Annotated in this window: 20 protein-coding genes; 11 read left to right on the forward strand and 9 right to left on the reverse strand. The window is 70.8% G+C overall.

The features are described from left to right. Positions 1 to 110 precede the first annotated feature (110 nt). The 6 genes from ACLJQF_RS01055 to ACLJQF_RS01080 all read left to right on the forward strand — a co-directional run bounded on the left by ACLJQF_RS01055 (position 111) and on the right by ACLJQF_RS01080 (position 7,985). Entirely contained in the window at positions 111 to 635 is a 525-nt protein-coding gene (locus ACLJQF_RS01055) for a (2Fe-2S)-binding protein (protein ID WP_410606285.1), read from the forward strand. Further along, complete coding sequence (locus ACLJQF_RS01060) at positions 635 to 3,076, forward strand: xanthine dehydrogenase family protein molybdopterin-binding subunit (RefSeq protein ID WP_410606286.1); 2,442 nt, start codon at positions 635 to 637, stop codon at positions 3,074 to 3,076. The genes ACLJQF_RS01055 and ACLJQF_RS01060 overlap by 1 nt, the downstream gene beginning before the upstream one ends. Then, positions 3,073 to 3,927: an FAD binding domain-containing protein gene (locus ACLJQF_RS01065; protein WP_410606287.1), complete on the forward strand. Its 855-nt coding sequence runs from the start codon at positions 3,073 to 3,075 to the stop codon at positions 3,925 to 3,927. Before ACLJQF_RS01060 ends, ACLJQF_RS01065 begins: the two co-directional genes overlap by 4 nt. An 88-nt stretch (positions 3,928 to 4,015) precedes the next feature. Continuing rightward, a complete protein-coding gene (locus ACLJQF_RS01070) occupies positions 4,016 to 5,017 on the forward strand; it encodes an SRPBCC domain-containing protein (protein ID WP_410606288.1) in 1,002 nt (333 codons plus the stop codon). Between the two features lie 286 nt (positions 5,018 to 5,303). After that, on the forward strand, positions 5,304 to 6,527 hold the full coding sequence (locus ACLJQF_RS01075; protein ID WP_410606798.1) for a diguanylate cyclase: 1,224 nt from the start codon (positions 5,304 to 5,306) through the stop codon (positions 6,525 to 6,527). A gap of 399 nt (positions 6,528 to 6,926) precedes the next feature. After that, complete coding sequence (locus tag ACLJQF_RS01080) at positions 6,927 to 7,985, forward strand: NAD(P)-binding domain-containing protein (RefSeq protein ID WP_410606799.1); 1,059 nt, start codon at positions 6,927 to 6,929, stop codon at positions 7,983 to 7,985. Positions 7,986 to 8,135: 150 nt separating this feature from the next. Here the strand turns inward: ACLJQF_RS01080 and ACLJQF_RS01085 are convergent, their stop codons facing one another. Then, positions 8,136 to 9,185, reverse strand: coding sequence for an aldo/keto reductase (locus tag ACLJQF_RS01085; RefSeq protein WP_410606289.1), 1,050 nt, complete (start codon positions 9,183 to 9,185; stop codon positions 8,136 to 8,138). Between the two features lie 100 nt (positions 9,186 to 9,285). On the opposite strand from ACLJQF_RS01085, the gene ACLJQF_RS01090 reads away from it, so the two are divergent. The 4 genes from ACLJQF_RS01090 (at position 9,286) to ACLJQF_RS01105 (ending at position 13,886) form a co-directional block, all read left to right on the forward strand. Further along, positions 9,286 to 9,861, forward strand: a complete 576-nt coding sequence (locus ACLJQF_RS01090; protein WP_410606290.1) for a TetR/AcrR family transcriptional regulator — start codon at positions 9,286 to 9,288, stop codon at positions 9,859 to 9,861. Positions 9,862 to 10,144: 283 nt separating this feature from the next. Further along, the gene (locus ACLJQF_RS01095) at positions 10,145 to 11,704 is read left to right on the forward strand and encodes a discoidin domain-containing protein (protein ID WP_410606800.1); all 1,560 of its coding nucleotides are present in this window, start codon (positions 10,145 to 10,147) and stop codon (positions 11,702 to 11,704) included. An 8-nt stretch (positions 11,705 to 11,712) separates the two neighbouring features. After that, positions 11,713 to 12,945: an MFS transporter gene (locus ACLJQF_RS01100; RefSeq protein WP_410606291.1), complete on the forward strand. Its 1,233-nt coding sequence runs from the start codon at positions 11,713 to 11,715 to the stop codon at positions 12,943 to 12,945. Beyond that, positions 12,942 to 13,886 (forward strand): TolB family protein, encoded by a 945-nt coding sequence (locus ACLJQF_RS01105; protein WP_410606292.1) that lies wholly within the window; start codon positions 12,942 to 12,944, stop codon positions 13,884 to 13,886. The genes ACLJQF_RS01100 and ACLJQF_RS01105 overlap by 4 nt, the downstream gene beginning before the upstream one ends. Here the strand turns inward: ACLJQF_RS01105 and ACLJQF_RS01110 are convergent. Next, on the reverse strand, positions 13,876 to 14,448 hold the full coding sequence (locus ACLJQF_RS01110; protein WP_410606293.1) for a TetR/AcrR family transcriptional regulator: 573 nt from the start codon (positions 14,446 to 14,448) through the stop codon (positions 13,876 to 13,878). The two genes, ACLJQF_RS01105 and ACLJQF_RS01110, sit on opposite strands and share 11 nt — an antisense overlap. Before the next feature lie 77 nt (positions 14,449 to 14,525). Here ACLJQF_RS01110 and ACLJQF_RS01115 point away from each other — a divergent pair, with 77 nt between their 5' ends. Beyond that, positions 14,526 to 15,914 carry a cytochrome P450 gene (locus tag ACLJQF_RS01115; protein WP_410606294.1) on the forward strand — a complete coding sequence of 463 codons (1,389 nt, stop codon included), beginning with the start codon at positions 14,526 to 14,528 and terminating at the stop codon, positions 15,912 to 15,914. Positions 15,915 to 15,948: 34 nt separating this feature from the next. Here the strand turns inward: ACLJQF_RS01115 and iolD are convergent, their stop codons facing one another. Genes iolD through ACLJQF_RS01150 form a run of 7 tightly spaced genes read right to left on the reverse strand, consistent with a single transcriptional unit; the run spans position 15,949 to position 22,772 of the window. Beyond that, entirely contained in the window at positions 15,949 to 17,811 is a 1,863-nt protein-coding gene (iolD, locus tag ACLJQF_RS01120; protein ID WP_410606295.1) for a 3D-(3,5/4)-trihydroxycyclohexane-1,2-dione acylhydrolase (decyclizing), read from the reverse strand. Between the two features lie 38 nt (positions 17,812 to 17,849). After that, positions 17,850 to 18,740: a 5-deoxy-glucuronate isomerase gene (gene iolB, locus ACLJQF_RS01125; protein WP_410606296.1), complete on the reverse strand. Its 891-nt coding sequence runs from the start codon at positions 18,738 to 18,740 to the stop codon at positions 17,850 to 17,852. After that, the gene (locus ACLJQF_RS01130) at positions 18,737 to 18,997 is read right to left on the reverse strand and encodes a hypothetical protein (protein ID WP_410606297.1); all 261 of its coding nucleotides are present in this window, start codon (positions 18,995 to 18,997) and stop codon (positions 18,737 to 18,739) included. Before ACLJQF_RS01130 ends, iolB begins: the two co-directional genes overlap by 4 nt. Continuing rightward, complete coding sequence (iolC, locus tag ACLJQF_RS01135; RefSeq protein WP_410606298.1) at positions 18,994 to 19,923, reverse strand: 5-dehydro-2-deoxygluconokinase; 930 nt, start codon at positions 19,921 to 19,923, stop codon at positions 18,994 to 18,996. Before iolC ends, ACLJQF_RS01130 begins: the two co-directional genes overlap by 4 nt. Before the next feature lie 34 nt (positions 19,924 to 19,957). Next, the gene (locus ACLJQF_RS01140) at positions 19,958 to 20,737 is read right to left on the reverse strand and encodes an ATP-binding cassette domain-containing protein (RefSeq protein ID WP_086837966.1); all 780 of its coding nucleotides are present in this window, start codon (positions 20,735 to 20,737) and stop codon (positions 19,958 to 19,960) included. Continuing rightward, positions 20,734 to 21,777: an ABC transporter permease gene (locus ACLJQF_RS01145; protein ID WP_410606299.1), complete on the reverse strand. Its 1,044-nt coding sequence runs from the start codon at positions 21,775 to 21,777 to the stop codon at positions 20,734 to 20,736. The genes ACLJQF_RS01140 and ACLJQF_RS01145 overlap by 4 nt, the downstream gene beginning before the upstream one ends. Continuing rightward, entirely contained in the window at positions 21,774 to 22,772 is a 999-nt protein-coding gene (locus ACLJQF_RS01150) for a sugar ABC transporter substrate-binding protein (RefSeq protein ID WP_410606300.1), read from the reverse strand. The genes ACLJQF_RS01145 and ACLJQF_RS01150 overlap by 4 nt, the downstream gene beginning before the upstream one ends. Positions 22,773 to 22,792: the final 20 nt, after the last annotated feature.

Genomic DNA, 22,792 nt, shown 5'->3' on the forward strand with positions numbered 1-22,792 from the left:
TGAACGTGTGACATCAGGGCTTGTCGGCGCGAAGGTCGCGTAGCACGCTCGGGTTTGTGAGCCCGATCACTGTCGGGCAGGCCGTTCCCGAACCGGCTTTTGGAGGCCTGATGCGCATCACCGTCACCGTCGACGGGACGAAGTACACCGACGAAGTCGAACCCCGCACCCTCCTCGTGCACCACCTGCGAGAGCGGCTCGGCAAGGTCGGCACCGTCGTCGGCTGCGACACCAGCAACTGCGGCGCCTGCACCGTCCACCTCGACGGGCACAGCGTGAAATCCTGCTCCGTACTGGCCGTACAGGCCGACGGCTGCGAAGTCACCACCGTCGAAGGCCTCGCCCGCGACGGCAAGCTGCACCCGGTGCAGCAGGCTTTTCACGACAACCACGCCCTGCAGTGCGGGTTCTGCACGCCGGGGATGATCATGCAGTCGATCGACCTGCTGGCCGACAACCCCGACCCGGACGAGCAGGCCGTCCGCGAGGGCCTCGAAGGCAACCTCTGCCGCTGCACCGGCTACCAGAACATCGTCCGCGCGGTCCGCGACGCCGCGAAGCAGATGAGCCCCGGCGCCGGGCCCGAAGCCGAGCGGATCGCCGAGAACAAGCACGTCGGCGTGGGTGGTGACTGATGACCGCCACGATCGAACCGGAGGTCGGCAAGTCCCGCCGCCGCAAGGAGGACGAGCGGCTGATCACCGGCCGCACCCGCTGGACCGACAACATCACGCTGCCGGGCCTGCTGCACATGGCCGTCCTGCGCAGCCCCTTCGCGCACGCCAAGATCGTCTCGATCGACACGTCGGCGGCGAAGACCGCGCCGGGCGTCATCGCGGTGTACACGGCCGAGGACCTCGACCCGGACAGCTCGGTCGGCATGCCCTGCGCGTGGCCGATCACGCCGGACATGAAGGCGCCACGCCGCCCGGTGCTCGCCGCCGGCACGGTCAACTTCGCCGGTGAAGGCGTCGCGGTCGTCGTCGCGCGCTCGTCGGCCGAAGCGCACGACGCGCTCGAGGAAATCGACGTCGACTACGACGAGCTGCCGGTCGTCCTCGACATGGAAGCCGCCATCGCCGACGGCGCCGCGCTGGTCCACGAGGACCTCGGCACCAACACGAGCGCGGTCTGGAAGTTCGACTCCGCCGAGGCCGGCACCGGCGGCAACGTCGAGGACGCGATCAGCTCGTCGGAGGTCGTGCTCAAGCGCCGCTTCCGCCAGCAGCGGCTCGTTCCGGCCTTCATGGAGCCGCGCGCCTGCGTCGTCGACCCGACGGGCACGCAGATCACCATGTGGTCGGCCACGCAGATCCCGCACATCCTGCGCGTGATGTCGGCGCTGACGCTTGGCATCCCCGAGCACAAGCTGCGCGTGATCGCCCCGGACGTCGGCGGCGGCTTCGGCGGCAAGATCGGCGTGCTGCCGGAAGAGATGATGTCGCTGCTGGTCGCGCAGAAGCTCGGCAAGCCGGTCAAGTGGAACGAGACGCGATCGGAGACGATGCTCGCCGCCCACCACGGCCGCGACCAGATCCAGGACATCACCATCTCGGCGACCCGCGACGGCCAGGTGACCGGCCTCAAGGTCGAGCTGCTCGCCAACCTCGGCGCGTACAACGGCCTCGTCGGCCCCGGCGTGCCGATCCTCGGCGCGTTCATGTTCAACGCGATCTACAAGATCCCGGCGTACCACTTCGCGTGCACCAACGTGTACACGACGACGACGCTGACCGACGCCTACCGCGGCGCCGGCCGCCCGGAGGCGACGTTCGCGATCGAGCGGATCATGGACGAGCTCGCCGTCGAGCTCGGCGTGGACCCGTTGGAGCTGCGCGAGAAGAACTGGATCAAGCACGAGGAGTTCCCGTTCACGACCGTGTGCGGGCTGACCTACGACTCCGGCAACTACGAGGCCGCCACCGAGAAGGCCAAGCAGCTCTTCGACTACGACGGCCTGCGCGCCGAGCAGGAGAAGCGCCGCGCGTCGAAGGACAAGGTCCAGCTCGGCATCGGCATTTCGACGTTCACCGAGATGTGCGGGCTCGCGCCGTCGCGGGTGCTCGGCTCGCTGGACTACGGAGCCGGCGGCTGGGAGCACGCGGCGATCCGGATGCTGCCCACCGGCAAGGTCGAGGTCATCACCGGCGCGTCCGCGCACGGCCAGGGCCACGAGACGGCGTGGAGCCAGATCGTCGCCGACCAGCTCGGCGTCGCGTTCGAGGACGTCGAGATCATCCACGGCGACACGCAGTCGTCGCACAAGGGCATGGACACCTACGGCTCGCGGTCGCTGGTCGTCGGCGGCATCGCCGTCGTCAAGGCCGCGGAGAAGGTGATCGCGAAGGCCAAGCCGATCGCGGCCCACCTGCTCGAATGCGCCGAGGACGACCTCGAGTTCGCCGGCGGCAAGTTCACGGTGAAGGGCACCGACACGTCGACCGGCATCGGGGACGTCGCGCTCGCGGTGTTCGCGGCGCACAACCTGCCCGACGGCGTCGAGCCGTCGCTCGACTCGGACGCGACGTTCGACCCGGAGAACTTCTCGTTCCCGCACGGCACGCACCTGTGCGCGGCCGAAGTGGACACCGAGACGGGCCGGATCAAGTTGCGCTCGTACGTCTGCGTCGACGACGTCGGCGTCGCGGTGAACCCGCTGATCGTCGAGGGCCAGGTGCACGGCGGGCTCGCGCAGGGCATCGCGCAGGCGCTGTTCGAGGGCACCGAGCACGACGAAAGCGGCACGCTGACGACCGGCACGTTCGCCGACTACCTGCTGCCGTCGGCGGCCGACCTGCCGTCGTTCACCACCGACCGCACCGAAACGCCGTCGACGACGAACCCGCTCGGCGCCAAGGGCGTCGGCGAGGCGGGCACGATCGCGTCCACCCCGGCGGTGGTCAACGCGGTGATCGACGCCGTGCGGCAGTTCGGCGTCGACGACATCGAGATGCCGCTGACCCCGATGCGGGTCTGGCACGCCATCCAGCACGGCACCACCGACGCGGGCGGCCCCGGCCGCGGCGAAGCGGGCGGCGGGCTCGGTTCCATCGACGCCACCGGAGGTGCGCAGTGATCCCGGCTTCCTTCGACTACGTCCGCCCGTCCACAGTGGACGAAGCGGTGCAGGCGCTGGCGGCGGCGGGCGAGGACGCCAAGGTACTGGCCGGCGGGCAGAGCCTGCTGCCGGTGCTGCGGATGCGGCTCGCCGCGCCGACCACGCTGATCGACCTCGGACGCGTCGCCGAACTGCGCGGCGTCCGCGAGGAGGGCGATGAGCTGGCGATCGGCGCGATGACGACGCACTACGACGTCCAGCGGGACGCCTTGGTGGCCGAGCACGCGGCGTTGCTCAAAAAGGCGACGGACACGGTGGCCGACCCGCAGATCCGCCACCGCGGCACCCTCGGCGGCGCGATCGCCCACGCCGACCCGGCCGGCGACCTGCTGGCGCCGGTGCTCGCGCTGGAGGCATCGCTGGTGGTGGCCGGGCCTTCAGGACGCCGGACGGTGCCGGCCGCGGACTTCTTCCGCGACCTGTTCACCACCGCGCTGGCGCCGGACGAGCTGCTGGTCGAGATCCGCGTGCCCAAGCACACGGGGTGGCGGGCGCACTACGAGAAGTTCAACCGCGTCGCCCAGGCGTGGTCGATGGTGGCGGTCGCGGTCACTGTTCGTACCGAAGCGGGGGTCATCGAGGAGGCTCGGGTCGCCCTGACGAACATGGGCTCGACCCCGGTCCGGGCATCGGGCGTCGAGGCGGCCCTGGTCGGCGTCCAGGCCTCGGCGGACGCGATCGCGGCGGCGGCTTCGCACGCGGCGGAAGGCACGAATCCGCCGGTCGACAGCAACGCCGACGTCGAATACCGCCGTCACCTCGCGCAGGTGCTGACGGGTCGCGCGATCGCGGCGGCGGCCGGAGCCTGAGACGTCCGTTCGTCCCCCTGGCCGCCACCCCGGTGGCGGCTAGGGTGGGCACCGGACACCTCAGGACTGGCAGAGAGGAGGTCGGCCCGTGCGGCTCGACCACGAATTCACCGTCCCGGCTCCGATCGGCGAGGTCTGGCAGGCGGTCGTCGACCCCGAGCGCGTCGCCCCGTGCATGCCGGGCGCCGCGCTGACCAAGGTCGAAGGGGACAAGTTCAGTGGGACGGTGAAGGTCAAGCTGGGGCCGATTTCCTTGCTGTACAAGGGCAATGGCGAGTTTCTCGAGAAGGACGAAGCTGCCCGCAAGGTGACGATCAAGGCATCGGGCAAGGACTCCCGCGGAGCGGGGACGGCGGCGGCAACGGTGACGCTGACGTTGACGGAAACGGACGGCGGCACCCACGGATCGGTGGCGACGGACCTGGCGATCACGGGCAAGCCGGCCCAGTTCGGCCGCGGGTTGATCAGCGAGGTGGGCGGCAAGATCCTGGACACGTTCGCGGGGTGTTTGTCGGGAAAGCTGGCCCCGGCGGACGGGGCGGACGCCCAGGGGACGGCCACGCAGGCCGCTCCGGCCGGGGACGCCCCGGCACAGGCTGCTCCGGCCGCCAACGCCGCGGCGGCGACTTCGGCCGGGACCGCGCCGGCGCAGGGGGCCGCTGCGAAGGCTGGCGCGGCTGGCAACGCCCCGGAACAGGGGACTGCGGCGAAGGGTGCCCCGGTTGGCACCGCCTCGGCGCCGGGGACCGCGGCGGCGGCCGCCGCCGCACCAGTGGCCGAGCCTGCCGTGAAGCCGGTGCCGGATCAGGGCGCACCGGTGGCCAAGCCCCAGCCGGCCAAGCCTCAGCCGACGGCCAAGCCCCAGCCGACGGTCAAGGCGGCGCCGACCACCCCGGAGATCAACACTGAGCCGAAGGCCAAGCCTGCGGACCGGCCGACGCTGCACAGCGTTCCGGCGCCTCCGGAGACCGAGGCGATCGACCTGCTCGACTACGCGGGACAGTCGGTGCTCAAGCGAGTGGTCCCGGTGCTGGTCGCCATCGCCGCGGTGGTCGGTCTGGTGGCGATCGTCCGCGCGCTGCGCAAGTAGCCGCTCGGCTCGGCGTGTCCCCGGTGGTGATCCGTCCGTGGGTCGCTGAGCTGCGTCGATCTACCCTGCGCGGGTCTTCGGCCAGGTGCCTCGGTCGCAATTCCCCCGGACTGGCGACGCGGGTCGCCGGAACGGCTACGCTGGGCTACCTGGTCGGCCGAACTTCGCGCAAGGGGTACGTCACGATGCCGGTTCGTCACGTCTGTGGCCTCGGCTCTTGAGAGCGCAGGCCGCCGTGCGCCGGGAAGCGCTTTCCACCTGGCCGGGCTGGCCTGCGCGATGGGCGATGTGGGGCGGGGCGAAGACCCGCTGGATCGCCTATGCCCTCGGCTGTGAACTGCTCGCCGTCGTCGCGACCGGGACGGCGCTGGCCACCGGGTTCGGCGGGCCCGTGCGCCCGGGGTGGTTCGCCGTGCTCGTCGCCCTGGGGGTGGCGCAGGCCGAGATGTCGCGCCGGATCGAGCGGTTGCGCCGGTGGATGAGCGGCCAGACGCACATCAACGTCACGTCCGTCTGGTACCTCGCCGGTGTCGTCCTGCTGCCGCCCGCGTGGGTGGCGCTGCTGGCCCTCGTGCTCTACACGCATCTGTGGGTGCGCGTGTGGCGTCAGGTCCGTACGCGCCCCGCGCACCGTTTCGTGGCGAGCACGGCTTGGGCGATGCTCTCGTGTTTCGCTGCTTCCTCCGTTCTCGCGGTGCTGGGGTTGCACGGGACGCCGTTGCAGACGCCGCCCGGGTTGTTCGCGCTGTGCCTGGCGGCCGCCGTGTTCGAACTGGTGAACATTGGCCTCGTGGCGGCCGGCATCTACCTCTACACCAGCCAGCGCTCGGCGGCCGACCTGATCGGCACGTGGGAGGACAACGCGTTCGAGCTGGCGACCCTCTGCCTGGGCGGGCTCGCTGCCCTTGCGCTCGTCGAGCAGCCGGTGCTGGTGGTGTTCGTCGTGGCGCCGTTGTTGCTGCTGCACCGCTATTTGCTGTTGAAGCAGCAACTACAGGTCGCGGCCGTCACGGACGAGAAGACCGGCCTGCTCAACACCGCCGGCTGGCACGAATCGGCGATGCGTGAGCACACCCGCGCCCAGCGCCGCGGCGCCGGCGGGGGTTTCGCGGTGCTGATGATCGACCTGGACCACTTCAAACGGATCAACGACACGTACGGGCACTTGACCGGCGACGACGTGCTGGCCGCGGTCGCCGTGGCGATTTCCGGTTCGGTGCGTCAGGGCGACACGGTGGGCCGGTTCGGCGGTGAAGAGTTCGTGGTGCTGCTGCCGGGCATCGGCCGCGCGGACGTGCTGGCGATCGCCGAGCGGGTGCGGGTGGCGGTGGGCGAGCTGAACGTGGTGATTTCGACGAGTGCGGGGACGGTCCGGGTGAGTGGTCTTTCGGTGTCGATCGGGGTCGCGCGGCATCCGGACGCCGGGTCGACCCTCGATGATGTTCTCCGCACCGCTGATGCGGCGCTGTATCGGGCCAAGGAGGCCGGCCGGAACCGGGTCGCGGTGTAGGGAGCGGCGTTCCGGGGGCCGGGGTGCGGCTCGTGGACGCGAGTTCGGGCGGTGCGCCGAGGCTGTTCACGGCCGGGTTGCGGTGTGCGGGCGGCCCGTGGCGAGGTAGGTGCGATGCGCTGCCCGGGGTGGTGGACGGCTGGTCGCAGCGCGGCGAGGAAGTGGCTTGGGGCGCGGGTGGGCCGGGGTTGCTGGTCGCAGCGCGGTGAGGGGCGAGCGGAGAGGCTGCCGCGGCGCGACCCCGACCGGGCGGCGACCGCGACTGGGGCCGCGACCCCGACTGGCCGCGACCCCGACTGGGCCGCGACTGGGGCCGCGACCGGGCCGCGACGCTACCGCGGCTGGGCCGCTGTGATGAAGGGCGCGAAATACGCCGCCACCTTTTTCGTTGCACCTCATATGAGCGGCGCGGATCACGAAACGGACGTTGTGGTCATCGGGGCCGGGCAGGCTGGGTTGTCTGCTGCCTATCACCTGCGGCGGGCCGGGTTTGCCAACCGGAGCGGGTTTGTCGTGCTGGACCACGGGAAGCGGGCCGGGGGTGCCTGGCAGTACCGGTGGTCGTCGCTGGTGCTGGGGAAGGTTCATGGCATTCACGACCTTCCCGGGATGGCTTTCGGCACTCCGGACGTGACGCGTCCCGCCTCCGAAGTCGTCTCCGAATACTTCGCACGCTTCGAAAGCGTCTATGACCTTCCCGTTCTCCGGCCCGTCGACGTCCAGTCCGTGACGCGGGCGGGGGAGCGGCTGGTCGTCTCGAGCCCCGCCGAGTCCTGGGCTGCGCGGGCCGTCATCAATGCCACCGGGACCTGGGACCGGCCCTTCTGGCCGCGCTATCCCGGCCAGGAGACCTTTGCCGGACGGCAGCTGCACACCGCCGACTACACCGGGCCCGAGGACTTCCGCGGCCGGCGTGTCGTCGTGGTCGGCGGTGGGGCGTCCGCCGTTCAGCTGCTCATGGAGTTCGCCCCGCTCGCCCGCGCGACGGCCTGGGTGACGCGCCGGCCGCCCGTGTGGCGCGACGAGCCGTTCAGCGAGGACTGGGGACGCAGTGCCGTCGCCAAGGTCGACGACCGGGTCCGGGCCGGCCTGCCGCCCGAAAGCGTTGTCAGCGTGACCGATCTGGCGGTGACGCCGGAGGTGCGGGCCGCCCGGGCTGCCGGGATTCTCGACCGGCGGCCGATGTTCGAGCGGATCACGCCCGGCGGTGTCGTCTGGCCGGACGGCGAACGGTTCGACGCCGACGTGATCCTGTGGGCCACCGGGTTCCGTGCGGCGATCGACCATCTCGCTCCGCTGCACGTCCGCGAAACCGGTGGGGGCATTCGCATGGACGGCACGCGGGTGGTGCTCGAGCCGCGCCTGCACCTGGTGGGGTACGGGCCCTCGGCGAGCACCGTCGGGGCCAACCGGGCGGGCCGGGCCGCGGTGACCGAGATCCGGAAACTGTTGCGGTGAAGGTAATTGCTGCGGTGAAGGTCTTCGCCGGAAGGTGACGGCGTGGGTAGGAGGAGTCATGTACTCCAAGCTACCGAACATCTGTGCGAACGCCATCGCTGGATCGGGTGATCTTCCCTGGCCGGTTTCCGTTGCGCCACAAGGAAACCGTCACGTCAGCGCCATGCCCGGGACGCGGGCCCGGATGGCCGTCATGGTCGCCTCGTCCGAGACGCCCTGCCAGTCGTACCGCGGCGTGTACGGCGCGGTGAGCGTGCGCACGTCTTCGTCGGTCAATGTGACGTCCAGAGAAGCAATCGCGTCGTCGATCTGCTGAATCGAACCGGCCCCGACCAGCGGAGCCGTGACGACCGGCTGGCGGTGCAGCCAGGCGAGGGCGATGGCCGCGCGGCTCACTCCGTGGGCGGCCGCCACCTTCCCGACCGCCTCCACGATCGCGCGGTTCGACGCCTCCTCCGCCGGTGGATACAGCAGGTCCGCGTAAGCCCCGTCGGTGCCGGCGCGGGCCGTCGACTTCGCGTCGTCCCAAGCGCGGGCCAGGCGGCCGCGGGCCAGGGGGCTCCAGACGATCGTGCCGACGCCCTCGTCCAGGCACAGTGGAATCATCTCGCGTTCTTCCTCGCGGGCCAGCAGGTTGTAGTGGTCCTGCATGGACACGAACCGGGCCCAGCCGTGCTGCTTCTGCAGGTGCAGGGCCTTGGCGAACTCCCAGGCGAACATCGACGACGCACCGAGGTAGCGCACCTTGCCGGCCTTGACCAGGTCGCTGAGTGCTTCGAGAGTCTCTTCCAGCGGCGTCTCGTGGTCGTTGCGGTGGATCTGGTAGAGGTCGACGTAGTCGGCGCCCAGCCGCCGCAGTGAGTGGTCGATCTCGGTCATGATCGCCTTGCGGGACAGTCCTTTCCCGTTCGGGCCGGGGCGCATCGGGTGCCGCAGCTTGGTGGCGATCACGACGTCGTCGCGGTCGGCGAAGTCCTTGAGTGCGCGGCCGAGGATCTCCTCGCTCGACCCGTTCGAGTACATGTTGGCGGTGTCGAAGAAGGTGATGCCCGCCTCGAGGGCGTGCTTGATCAGCGGCCGGGCCTGCTCCTCGCCGAGCGACCAGACGGGGTGGCCGCGATCGGGCTCGCCGTAGCTCATCGCGCCGATCGCGACGGGTGAGACGTCCAGGCCGGTGGCGCCGAGCTTCACGTAACGCATGGGGGTTCTCCTGACGGGCAACTCGCGGAGGATTCTCCGGATGTGATGCCGAAACTAGTGGAGGATTCTCCGCATGTCAACGATGGGGCATGATCGGGGCATGACCGACGGGACGTACGGCACTCAGCGCAAGGCCGCCGCGCGCAACCGGGTCGCGATCATCGAGGCCGCTCACGAGCTGTTCGCGGAGAATCCGCTGGTGCCGCTGAGCGAGGTCGCCAAGCGCGCCGGCGTCGGCGCGGGGACCCTCTACCGGCACTTCCCGACGCGCGAAGACCTCATCCTCGGCGCCTATCAGCACGACATCGAACGGCTGACGACCACCGCCGACGACGTGCTGGCCCGCCATTCGTCCGCGAAGGCCGCCTTCGTCGAGTGGTTCGAGACCCTCTCCGCCTACATCCGCATCAAGCACGGGCTCGGCGACGCGTTGCACGGCGCCGCCGCCCAGGAGCTGGTCAGCGCTTCGTGGGCGCCCACCACCGCGGCGGTCAAGAAGCTCGTCGACGCGTGCGTGGCCGAGGGCACCATCGCGCCCGGGCACGATCCCGCCGACATCATCATGCTCATGAGTTTCCTGTGGCGCGTGGCGAACAACGACGACGGCGCGGCTCAGGGACGGCGGCTGATCGCCGCCGTCTTCCAAGGCCTTCAGGCACCGCCGCAGCGCGGCTGAGAAGCGGCGGTCCCGTGGCGCGGAGCAGTATGCCGCTCATCGGCACACGGTCCGAGCAGCGGGAATCGTGAAAAACTCACCCTCTTGACCGATTCAAGGGCAAGACAAGTCTTGTCAGCCGGATCGTGCCCTCGTTACAGTCCGGGAGTTCGATTAGTTAGGAAACTTTCCTAACAGTTGCACTTCCGTCAACCCGACGCCGCAGCCCACCAGCCACCGCCAGGCCCACAAGGAGCGCGACGTGCCGTCCACCCGCCTACGCCCGTTAGCCCGACTCACCCCGGTGATCGCCGCCGTGGTGCTGTTGCCGTCCGCGATCGCCGCGGCCGCCACCACCGAGGCCGACGATGCCCTGCTGTCGCAGGGAAAACCCGTCGCCACGTCGACCGTCGAAAGCTCGTCCTACGGCGGCGCCAAGGCCGTCGACGGCAGTACCACCACCCGCTGGGCCAGCGCCGAAGGCGCCGACCCGCAGTGGCTGCGGATCGACCTCGGCCAGTCCGCGAGCATCCACCGCGTCGTCCTCAACTGGGAAGCCGCCTACGCGAAGAAGTACCGGATCGAGGTCTCCGACGACGGCACGTCGTTCACCACGGCCGCCACCGTCGACACCGGCGACGGCAAGATCGACGACCTCGGCGGCCTCGCCGCCCGCGGCCGCTTCGTGCGCTTCGTCGGCCTCACCCGCGGCACGAGCTACGGCTACTCCTTCTGGGAGATGCAGGTCTTCGGCAGCACGGACTCCTCCGGCGACACCCAGGCCCCGACCACCCCGGCCGGCCTCGCCGCGGGCACGGCGACGGCGACGAGCGTGCCGCTGACCTGGGGCGCCGCCACCGACAACATCGGCGTCACCGGGTACGACATCCTCCGCAACGGCACCGCCGTCGCCACCAGCGCGACCACGTCCTACACCGACACCGGGCTCACCCCGGCCACGAGCTACACCTACGCGGTCCGCGCCCGCGACGCCGCCGGGAACGCCTCACCCGCGAGCACGCCGATCACGGTCAAGACCGCGGCCGGGAGCACCGGATTCGTCCTCGCCGCGGCCGGCGACATCGCCGAGCGCTGCACCGCGAGCAGCTCCGGCTGCGTCCACCCCAAGACCGCGAAGCTCGTCGAGAACATGAACCCCGCGGCCGTGATCACCATGGGCGACAACCAGTACGACGACGCCCACCTCTCGGACTTCAAGTCCTACTACGACACGACGTGGGGCAAGTTCAAGAGCAAGACCAAGCCGATCCCCGGCAACCACGAAACCTACGACGACACGCCGTACAAGGGCTACGACGACTACTTCGGCGCCATCGCGAAGCCGCAGGGCAAGCGTTACTACAGCTGGGAACTGGGCAACTGGCACTTCATCGCCCTGGACTCCAACGACTTCGCCACCCACGACTTCGCCCCGAGCGAGCAACTGGCCTGGCTGAAGCAGGACCTCGCGAACAACACCAAGGGCTGCGTGGCGGCGTACTACCACCACCCGCGGTGGAGCTCCGGTGACCACGGCGACAACCCGGACAGCATCGAGCTGTGGAAACTGATGGTGGCCAACAAGGTCGACCTCGTCCTCAACGGCCACGACCACGACTACGAGCGGTTCGTGCCGCAGAACGCCGACGGCAAGGCCGACGGAGGAGGTCCGGTCGAGATCGTCGGCGGCAGCGGCGGCGCCAACCTGTACGACCTGAGCCCGGCGCACTCGACGACGGCCAAGTTGCTGAAGACCTACGGTGTCCTGAAGCTGTCGATGACGGACACGTCGTTCCAGACGCAGCTGATCGGCGTCGACAGCAAAGTCCTCGACAGCAGCCCGACCTACACCTGCCACCAGTAGGAGCGGGCATGTACATCGCGGCAAGCCGTACCTCGGACCTGGCGTCGGAGACCGACCGCAAACCGGCGCTGAAACGGGTGTCCGCCAACGTGGTGGCGCTCGGGATGGTCAGCCTGGTCACCGACGTCTCGTCGGAGATGGTCACCGCCGTCCTCCCGCTCTACCTGGTGCTCGGCCTGGGCCTGAACCCGTTGCAGTTCGGGCTGCTCGACGGGCTCTACGCCGGCGCCACCGCGGTCGTGCGGGTGCTCGGCGGGCACCTCGCCGACCGGTGGCGGCGGCTCAAGGCGGTCGCCGGGTTCGGGTACGGCTTGTCCGCGGTGTGCAAGCTCGGCCTGGTGGCGGCCGGTTCGTCGGTCGCGGCCATCGGGGTCGTGCTCGCCGCCGACCGCACCGGCAAGGGGCTGCGCACCGGCCCGCGTGACGCGCTCATCTCGCTCAGCAGCGAGCCGGCCACCCTCGGCCGGTCGTTCGGGGTGCACCGGGCGATGGACACCGTCGGCGCGTTCCTCGGCCCGCTGGTGGCGATGGCGGTGCTCGCACTGAGCCTCGGCAGCTACCCCAGCGTGTTCGTCACCAGCTTCTGCATCGCGGCCATCGCGGTCCTGCTGCTGGCGCTGTTCGTCCGCGACCGGCCCGGCAGCGTCGACCGCGCGGCGGTGTCCGCGCGAGCCGCGTTCGGCCTGCTGAAGCAGCAGGACTTCCGGCGCGTGGCGCTCTGGGCCGCCCTGCTGGGCCTGGTGACGGTCGGCGACTCGTTCGTCTACCTCGTCCTGCAGCGCCGCTGGGAGATCGCGGCGACGTACTTCCCGCTGCTGCCGCTGGGCACCGCCGGGGTCTACCTGCTGCTGGCCGTGCCGCTCGGGAAGCTCGCCGACCGCATCGGCCGCTGGCCGGTGTTCCTGGGCGGGCACGTGGCGCTGTGCCTGGCCCTGGTGTTGCTCTGCGGCCCGCAGGCGGGGCTGTGGCTCGCCGTGGTCGCGCTCGGCCTGCACGGCGTGTTCTACGCGGCCACCGACGGCGTCCTGATGGCCGCCGCCGGCCCGCTCATCCCGGCCGGCCTGCGCGCCACCGGGCTGGCCGTGGTCCAGACGGGCCAGGCCGTGGCCCGGATGCTATCCTCCGTCCTCTTCGGACTGGCGTGGACGCTGTGGGACCTGCGGCCGGCGGTGCTCGTCGCCGCGGTCTGCCTGGCCGTCGTCGCCCTCGCCGCCGCCTTCGCGAAACCGGTGCGCCCGTGAAGAAACTCGTCCTCGCCCTCACCGGCACGGCGCTCCTGATCGCCGCCGCCGTCGCCTACACGGTCAGCGCGCGCCACGGCACGGCGGACGCCGAACCCGCCGCCGCGCTGACCCTGGCACCCGGGCAGCTGCTGTTCCGCGATACCGCCACCGGCCGCATCGGCGCCGTCCCGCTCGGCGAAACTACGGCAAAACCGCAGCTCGGCGCCCTGAAGTGCGACCGGTTCGCGGTGGCGGGGCAGACCGCGGTGTGCTTGGCGGTCCGGCCCGGCACGCTTCCGGCGCTCACGGACGTCCTCGTCCTCGACGACCACCTCGCCGTCCGCCACACCGAGACCCTGCCCGGCACCCCGAGCCGCGCGCGCGTCTCCCCGGACGGCAAGCGCGTCTACTGGACGCTGTTCGTCACCGGCGACTCCTACGCGCAGACCGGCTTTTCGACCCGCGCCGGGCTCTACGAGGTCGAGACCGGCCGGCTGGTCAAGACGATCGAAGAACTGCCGGTGTTCGTCGACGGCAAGCGGTACTTCGCCCACGACGCCAACTACTGGGGCATCACCTTCGCCGCCGACGGCAACCGCTTCTACGCCACCCTCGGCAGCAAGGGCAAGACGTACCTGGTCGACGCCGACTACGGGCGCTACCGGGGCAAGACCCTCCGCGAGAACGTCGAATGCCCGTCGCTGTCGCCGGACGGCAAGCGGGTCGCCTTCAAGAAGAAGGTCGCCGAAGGCGCCTGGCGGCTCGCCGTCCTGGACCTCGGGACGCTGCAGGAGATCGAACTCGCCGAGACCCGCAGTGCCGACGACCAGGCGCTCTGGCAGGACGACCGCACGATCCTGTACGGGCTGGACAACGCCGTCTGGGCGGTCCCGGCGGACGGCTCCGGCACACCGCGGCGGCTGGTCGGCGGGGCGGCGTCGCCGGCCGTCACGGGGTGACGCCGACCGCCGCGAACAGCGTCCGGGCGCAGAGGTCGCGCAGCTCGTCCTGGGTGATCGTCGGCTGGTCGAGCCAGCCGAGGATGACCGTGGCGACGAACGTCAGCCAGCCGCGGACGGCCACCCGGGTCGTCTCGGTGACCGTGGTCAGCGCGCCCAGAGCGGTGAGGATGCGTTCGGCGTTCGCGGCCATCCCTGCCTCGCGGATCTCCCGGATCGCGTCGTCGTCACCGCCGGTGGCGCGGTGCACGATCCGGTAGCCGTCCGGGTGCGTGCGGGCAAACTCGAGGTACACGTCGAGCCCGGCCCGCAGCTGCTCGACGACGGGCAGCGCCGGGTCGGGTGCGCTCATCTCGAGCAGCTGGTCACGCTGGCCGCGGACGATCTCGGCGAAGAAGTCCTTCTTGGTGGGGAAGTAGTGGTACAGCAGGCCGCGCGAGACCTGCGCGATCTCGGCGACCTCCTCGATCGGCACCTCGTCGTACGGCCGCTTCGCGAACAACCCGGCGCCGATCCCGAGGAGCTGCTCGCGCCGCTGCTGCGTGCTCAGCCTCGTCCGCATGGCCCGACCTTACTTGACACGGGTTCAGTAGCGGGGGATCGTGGCCTTATTGGATCCGGGTTCAATAGGGAGCTGCCGTGGACACCAGCGGGATTCCGCACCGGCCGGGCCGCCTGCCGGTGCTCGGTGACGTGCTCGGGTCCAGCCCCGGCACGCCGCTGCAGGACACCGTGCGCCTCGGCAAGCGGCTGGGGCCGGTCTTCACGCGCAAGTTCTTCGGCTTCGAAGCCGTCTTCGTCGCCGGCGCCGACCTGGTCACCGAGCTGAACGACGAGGCGAAGTTCGGCAAGCACGTCGGCCTCGGCGTGGAAAAGCTGCGCGCACTGGGCGGGGACGGCCTGTTCACCGCGCACACGCACGAGCCGAACTGGCGGCTGGCGCACGACATCCTGCAGCCGGCGTTCTCCGCGGAGGCGATGCGCCGCTACCACCCCGTCATGCTGGAGGTCACGCGCGAGCTCGTGGCGGCGTGGGACGCGGCGAGCGGCCCCGTCGACGTCTCCGCCGACATGACCCGGCTGACCCTGGAGACGATCGGCCGGGCCGGCTTCGGCTACCGGTTCGGCTCCTTCGAGCGCGCCGAGCCGCATCCGTTCGTCACGGCGATGATCCGCGCGCTGCGGTACGCGCAGCTGCAGAACGTCAAGCTGCCGTTCGTCAAGCGTGCGATCGCCGGGACGCGGAAACAGAACCAGGCCGACATCGCGCTGATGACCGGCCTGGTCGACGAGGTCATCGAAAGCCGTCGCCAGGACGGCGAGGCGAGCCGCGACCTGCTCGGCCTGATGCTCACCGAAGGCCACCCGGTGACCGGGGAGCGCCTGGACCCGGTGAACATCCGCAACCAGGCGATCACGTTCGTCGTCGCCGGCCACGAGACGACCTCCGGCGCGTTGTCCTTCGCGTTGTACTACCTGACGCGCCACCCCGAGCTGCTGGCGAAGGCCCGCGCCGAGGTCGACGCGGTGTGGGGCGACCGCGAGCCGGCGTTCTCCGACGTCGCGAAGCTGCGTTACGTACGTCGCGTGCTCGACGAGGCACTGCGGCTCTGGCCGACCGCGCCGGGCTATTTCCGTGAAGCGCGCGAAGACGTCGTGCTCGGCGGGAAGTACCGGATGCGCAAGGGTGACTGGGTGATCGTGCCCCTGCCGCTCCTGCACCGCGATCCGGCGGTCTGGCCGGATGCTGAGGTGTTCGACCCGGACCGGTTCGAGCCCGCCGCGGTGAAGAAGCGGCCGGCGCAGGCGTACAAGCCGTTCGGGACGGGCGAGCGCGCCTGCATCGGCCGCCAGTTCGCGCTGCACGAGGCGGTGCTGGCCCTCGGCACGGTGCTGCAGCGCTACGACGTCGAGATCGACCCGGGTTACGAGCTGAAGATCGTCGAGTCGCTGACACTCAAGCCGAGCGGGTTCATGCTGCGGCCGCGAGTGCGCGCGGCCGCCGGAAATGTCGGTGCCCTCGGGTAGAGTAGAAATCGGGGGGCGCCCCGCGGGCCCGCGGTCAGGACGTGAGGTATCGCACCTGACCACCCTTTCCGCGCTCGAACCCCTCTCGCCCGGCCAGGTGCTCGGGCACGCCGACCTCCCACCACGCCCCGGCTTCGGTCCAGCTCGACGGCTGCGTCTTCACCACGACGACCGCCGGACGCTGCTCCGAGACCGCCGCTTCGCGCGCCGAAGCATATGCGGAACGCAGCGAGTCCACTGTGGACGCCGTGAACACCACGCATCCCAGCGATTCCGCATGACGTGCGAAGTCGACCCGCGGCGGCGAAGCGTGCGAAGTCGTGCAGTCGGCGTAGAAGTTGTTGAACGGCTTCCCGCCCTGACCCTCCTGCAGCCGCGCGATCACCGCGTACCCGTCGTTGTCGCAGACGACCGCGACGAACGGGTGACCGGCGAACGCGGCCGAGAACAGCTCCGAGTTCAGCATCAGGTACGAGCCGTCGCCCAGCAGCGTCGTCACCAGGCCCGGGTGGGCGATCGCGGCACCCCACGCGCCGGACAGCTCGTAACCCATGCAGGAAAACCCGTATTCGACGTCCATCGAGACCGAACCGGACCCGCGCCAGCCGCCGATCAGCTCGCCCGGCAGCCCGCCCGACGCCGTCATCACGTAGTCGTCGCCGGCCGAGAGGTCGTTGACCACCCCGACGACCTGCGCGTACGACGGCAGCTCCGCGGCAGGGGAGCGCAGCGAGTCGATGTGCGCGTCCCAGGAAGCCCGCTCGGCCGCGGCACGCGACGTCCATTCCGGGGCCACCCGCCAGCTCTCCAGCTGGGCGGCGAGGTCCGTCAGGCCTGCGTCGGCGTCCCCGACGACCGACAGGGCCCCGTGCTTCACCGCGTCGAACCGGGCCGCGTTGAGCGACACCAGCCGGACGTCCGGGGAGAAGACCGTCCAGGACGCCGTCGTGAAGTCCTGCAGCCGGGTCCCCACCGCGAGCACGACATCGGCGGCCGCCGCGACGACGTTCGCCGACGTCGAGCCGGTGATGCCCAGCGGCCCCGCGTGCAGCGGATGCCCGTGCGGCACCAGCGTCCGGCCCGCCGTCGTCTCCACGATCGGGATGCCGTGCCGTTCGGCGAAGTCCAGCGCGCGCCGCCCGGCACCGGAGTACCGGACGCCGCCGCCGAGCACCAGCAGCGGGCGGCGGGCGGCACGCAGGACCCCGGCCGCCTCGGTGACCGAACGGCGGTCCGGACGCGGGCGCGGCGGCCGGTGCGTCACCGGCTCGAACAGCGCGTCCGGGAAGTCGTAGGTCTCGGCCTGGACGTCCTGCGGCAGCGCCAGGGTCACCGGCCCGGCGTCGGCCGGGTCCGTGAGCACCCGCGCGACCTGCGGCAACGTCGAGATCAGCTGCTCGGGCCGGGTGATCCGGTCGAAGTAGCGCGAGACCGCGCGGAAGGCGTCGTTCACCGTCGCGGTCGCGTCGCCGAACGGCTCGATCTGCTGCAGCACCGGGTCCGGCGCCCGGCTGGTGAACGTGTCGCCCGGCAGCAGCAGCACCGGCAGCCGGTTCGCGTGGGCGACGCCGGCCGCGGTGACCATGTTCAGCGCGCCCGGCCCGATCGACGACGTCACCACGCCGACCTGCCGCCGGTGCGTGGCCTTCGCGTACCCGACCGCGGCCAGCGCCATGCCCTGCTCGGTATGCCCGCGCCAGACCGGGATGTCGCCGCGGTGTTCTTCCAGCGCGGTGCCGAGGCCGAGGACGTTGCCGTGCCCGAAGATCGCGAACACGCCGGGGAACAGCGGAACTTCGCGCCCGTCGAGGGTTTCCGAGCGCTGGGCGAGGATCCAGCGGACCAGCGCCTGAGCCGTCGTCAGCTGCTGTGTTCTGCGGGGGCCAAGCCCCCGCACCCCGGCCGAGGGCTCTGCCCCCGGACCCCTGAAGTTGTTCACTGAACACGCCCTTCGTGACTCGTGACGGGGCACCGCGGATCCAGTTCCTGCGTCGCCCAGGTGTCGCGGACCCAGCCGTGCGCGGGGTCGTCGCAGAACGCCATGGACCGCTCGTCGGCCGGTCCGGCCAAGACGTTCAGGTAGTACATCGGGTAGCCCGGCGCGGCCACACACGGCCCGTGGTAGCCGCGGGGGATGAGGAAGACGTCGTGGTCGCGCACCGCGACGTCCTCGTCGAGCTCGCCGTCGGCGGTGTACGTCCGGTGCAGGCCGAAGCCTTCGCGGGACGGCGTCACGCCGTCGCGGCCGGCGATGCGGAAGTAGTAGATCTCCTCGTTGACGACCTCGCACTCGGTCGCCTCGTCGTGCTTGTGCGGCGGGTACGAGGACCAGTTGCCGCCCGGTGTGATCAGCTCACACGCGTTGAGCTTGTCGGCGTGGTCCCACACCCCGGGCACGCCGAAGTTGGTCACCTGCCGCGTCGCCTGCCCGCCGCCGCGCACCTCGACCGGCACGTTCTCGGCCGGTCCGTACTTCGGGTCGAGACGGCGGGTGCAGCGCGCCATCGGCAACGCGACCTCGAGACCGTCCTTTGTCGACAACTCGACTTCGGCGTCCCGGGGTACGTAGGCGAAGTCCGTGACCCGCGTGAAGACCGAGTCACGGCCGCGGAGCTCGAAGACCTCGCCGTCGACCCGGACGGTCGCGGAACCGGACAGGGGCAGCACGAAGGCCTCGAACTCGCCGGTGTGCAGGATCCGCGTTTCGCCGGGGGCCAGGGAGAGCACCCGCAGGCCGGAGTACCGCCACCCCGCGGTGTCCGGGGTCAGCCGGACCGGGTCGGCGTCGTCGGACAGTGTCCCGAGTGGACGGTGCAGCTTGCTCACTTCGCGGCCTCCAAGACCTTCGCGGCGGCTTCCACGGCAGCGCGGGTGTTTCCGGCGGGCGGGTACAGCGGGGAGCGGCCGGCGACCAGGCCGCGGACGACGCCGCGCCACACTGTCCGGTCCCACGAGGCCGGGTCGGCGGACGCGACGGTGACCGCCCGCGCCGGCGACACCGGGTCGCAGGCCTGCCGGGCCGTGCCCGGGTTCGTGGCCCGGACCTGCAGGAGCTCCTGCCGCCGCTCGTCGGTGAGGATCACAGCAGCTCCTCGATCTCCCCGGCGGTCGGCATGGCGTCGGCGCAGGCCAGCCGGGACGCGACGAGCGCGCCGGCGGCGTTCGCGTACTCCGCGATCCGCACCGGGTCCCAGCCGGACAGCAGGCCGTGGATCAGGGCCCCGCCGAAGCCGTCGCCCGCGCCGAGTCCGCAGACGACCTCGATGCGCTGCGGCGACACCGTCCAGCGACCCTCCGGAGTCGCCACCAGGACACCCTCGGCGCCCTTCTTGATCACCGCCAGGTGCAGCCCGCGCTCCAGCATCCGGTCCGCGGCCGTGTCCGGGTCCGCGGTGCCGACGGCGACCTCGGCTTCGGCGCGGTTGCCGACGGCGACCGTGACGTGGTCGAGCATCCCGCCGATCTCGGCGCGGGCCTGCTCCACCGACGGCCAGAACATCGGCCGGTAGTCCAGGTCCAGGACCGTGTGCGCCCGCCGGCCGCGGGCCTCGAGGATCTTCCGCTGGGTCGCCCGGGCCGGCTCGGCGGAGACGCCGGTGCCGGTGACCCACAGCAGCGGCACCGACTCGACGACGTCCCAGGGCACGTCGTCGTCGGTCAGCGTGAGGTCGGGGGCGATGGGGGAGCGGTAGAACAGCAGCGGCGGATCCGCGGGCGGGTTGAGCTCGCAGAACACCACGGGCGTCTGCAGGTCCGGCGACGTGCCCACGAAGTCCGGCGAGACGCCGAAGCCGTCGAGGGCTTGGCGCACGTAGTCGCCGAAGCCGTCCGGGCCGACCTTGGTGAGCACCGCCGTGCGCCGGCCGAGCCGCGCGGCGGCGACCGCGACGTTGGTCGCGGTCCCGCCGAGCGACTTGGCGAACGTGCTGACCCCGGCCAGCGGTACGCCGCTCTGCTCGGGATAGAGGTCCACCCCGACCCGGCCGATCGTCAGTGCTTCGATAGCCATGCCGCCTCCGCGGGAAAGAGTGCGTCGGCGGGAGTCACGCCTTCTCCACCTGCCGCAGCTCGTGTTCGAGGGCTTCCAGTTCGGCACCGCCCGCCATCTGCCGGGTCAGTTCGCCGATGTCGATCTCGGACTTCTCGTAGTGCCCGAGTGCGGCACCCCGCTTGAGCAGCAGGAACCGGTCGGCGACGGGGTAGGCGTGGTGCGGGTTGTGCGTGATGAGCACGACGCCGAGGCCGCGGTCACGGGCCTGGGCGACGTACTTCAGCACCACTCCGGCCTGCTTGACGCCCAGCGCCGCCGTCGGCTCGTCGAGGATCAGCACCTTCGCGCCGAAGTACACCGCACGCGCGATCGCGACGCACTGGCGTTCACCGCCCGAGAGCGTCCCGACCGGCTGCTCGACGTCCCGCAGGTCGATGCCCATGTCGGACAACGCCTTCTTCGTCGTCTCGCGGCCCTTCTTCCGGTCGAGCATCTTGAACGGGCCGAACCCGGTCGTCGGCTCGGAGCCGAGGAAGAAGTTCCGCCAGACGCTCATCAGCGGCACCACGGCAAGGTCCTGGTACACGGTCGCGATGCCGCGATCCAGGGCCTCTCGCGGCGATGCGAACTTCACGGGCTCGCCCTCGACGAGGAACTCGCCCCGATCGTGCTGGTGCACGCCGGCCAGGATCTTGATCAGCGTGGACTTCCCGGCGCCGTTGTCGCCGAGCACGCAGGTCACTTCGCCCGCATTGACCACAGTGGACACATCGCGCAGGGCGATGACGCTGCCGTAGGTCTTCCCGATGTCCTTGACTTCCAGCAAGCTCATCGGCGTACCCTCTCCGCGCGGCGCCGGAAGGCGTTGTTGACCAGGACCGCGGCCAGCAGCATGACGCCGAGGAACAGCATGAACCAGTCGCTGTTCCACTGCGCGAACACGATGCCCTGGCGGGCCATGCCGAAGATCAGGGCGCCGATCGCCGCGCCCACCGCCGAGCCGAACCCGCCGGTGAGCAGGCAGCCGCCGATCACCGCCGCGATGATGTACTGGAACTCCAGCCCGATGCCCTGGTTCGCCTGCACGCTGGCGAAGCGCAGGATGTTGATCGAGCCGACCAGCCACGCGCCGAGCGCGGTGCCCATGAACAACAGGATCTTCGTGCGCACCACCGGCACGCCGACCGAGCGGGCCGACACCTGCGACCCGCCGACCGCGAAGATCCAGTTGCCGAACCGGGTCCGCACCAGCAGCCACGCGGCGATCGCCGTGACGACGATCCACCAGATGATCGAGGACTGGAACTCGGTGCCGCCGATGTCGAACGTGGAGGCGAACAGCCCGCCGGCCGACTCGTAACCGCTGGTCGAGCGCATGCCCGACACCTGGACGGTGTTGGTGACCAGCCGCGTCACGCCGAGGTTGAGCCCCTGCAACGCCAGGAACGACCCCAGCGTGACGATGAAGCTGGGCAGCCCGGTCTTCATCACCAGCCAGCCGTTGAACGCACCGACGCCGAGCGCGAAGACCAGCGAGGCGGCCAGCGCGAGCCAGACGTTCCAGCCCGCCTGCGTCGCCAGGATCGCGGTGACCAGCGACGTCGACGCCGTCATGACACCGGCGGAGAGGTCGAACTCGCCGCCGACCATGAGCAGCGCGACCACGACGGCCATGATGCCCAGCGTCGAGGAGTCGTCGAGCCAGGTCGCCACGCCCAGGGGGCTGAGGAACTGGCCGGTGACGACGGAGAAGAAGACGAAGACCAGCACGGCTCCGAGGAGCGCGCCGATTTCGGGGCGGACGACCAAGCGGTCCGTCAGCCCTTTCTTGGCGACGCGCTCGTCGGGTTGTGCCTGGATCGCTGCGGTCATCGCGTGCCGCGCTGTGCGTACGGGGCCACCGTGTCGATGTTGGTCTTGTCGACGAAGCCGGGGCCGGTCTGCACCGGGTGGCCGCCGCCGATGGTGTTGCCGTTCTCCTTGTACAGCTTCAGGAACACGATCGGCAGGTAGCCCTGCTCGTACTGCTGCTGGTCGACGGCGAAGAGGATGCTGCCGTCCTTGATGGCCGCGACGACGTCGGCGTTCAGGTCGAACGTGGCCACCTGGGCCTTGGAGCTCGCTTCCTTCGCGGCGGCGACGGCGCGGGCGGCGACCTGCGAGTTGAGTGCCAGCACGGCGTCGATCGACGGGTCGGACTGCAGCGCGCCGCGGATGCGGGCCTGGGCGTCGGTCGGGTTGGAGATGTCGACCTGCAGCGTCGTGACGTTGCCGAAGCTCTGCTTCGCGCCGTCGCAGCGCTGGTTCTGGCCGATGTTGCCGGCCTCGTGGATGACGCACAGCAGCTTCGTCTTGCCGGCCGCCTTGAGCCGCTGGCCGGCGCCCTGGCCCGCGAGGCCCTCGCTCTGCCCGACGTGCGCGATCGCGCCGAACTGGGCGCTGAAGTCCTCGCCGGAGTTGATGGTGACGACCGGGATGCCGGCCTTCACCGCGTTCTGGATCGACGTCTGCAGCGCCTGGGGGTTCGCCATCGAGACGACCAGGCCGCTGACCTTCTGCGCGACCGCGTTGTCGATCAGCCGGGCCTGGTTGCCCGGGTCGCCGTCGGAGAAGTAGTCGACGCCGACGTTCAGGTCCTTGCCCGCCTGCTCGGCGCCGTTCTTCACGACGTTCCAGAAGGCGTCGCCGGCGCTGCCGTGGGTGACCACGGCGATCTTCAGCGGGCCGCCCGCGTTCGGGGCCGCGACGGTCGCGGAGCTGGGGCTGCTGCTTTTCGAGTTGTCGGCCGTCGGGCCGCTGCAGGCGGACAGGACCAGCCCGGCGGCGGCGATCGCCGCTACACCGGCCAGCTTCTTGAGTGAGAACACAGTCGCTCCTTTGGGACCAG

The organism is Amycolatopsis sp. lyj-109, assembly GCF_046548995.1.
Lineage (GTDB): Bacteria > Actinomycetota > Actinomycetes > Mycobacteriales > Pseudonocardiaceae > Amycolatopsis.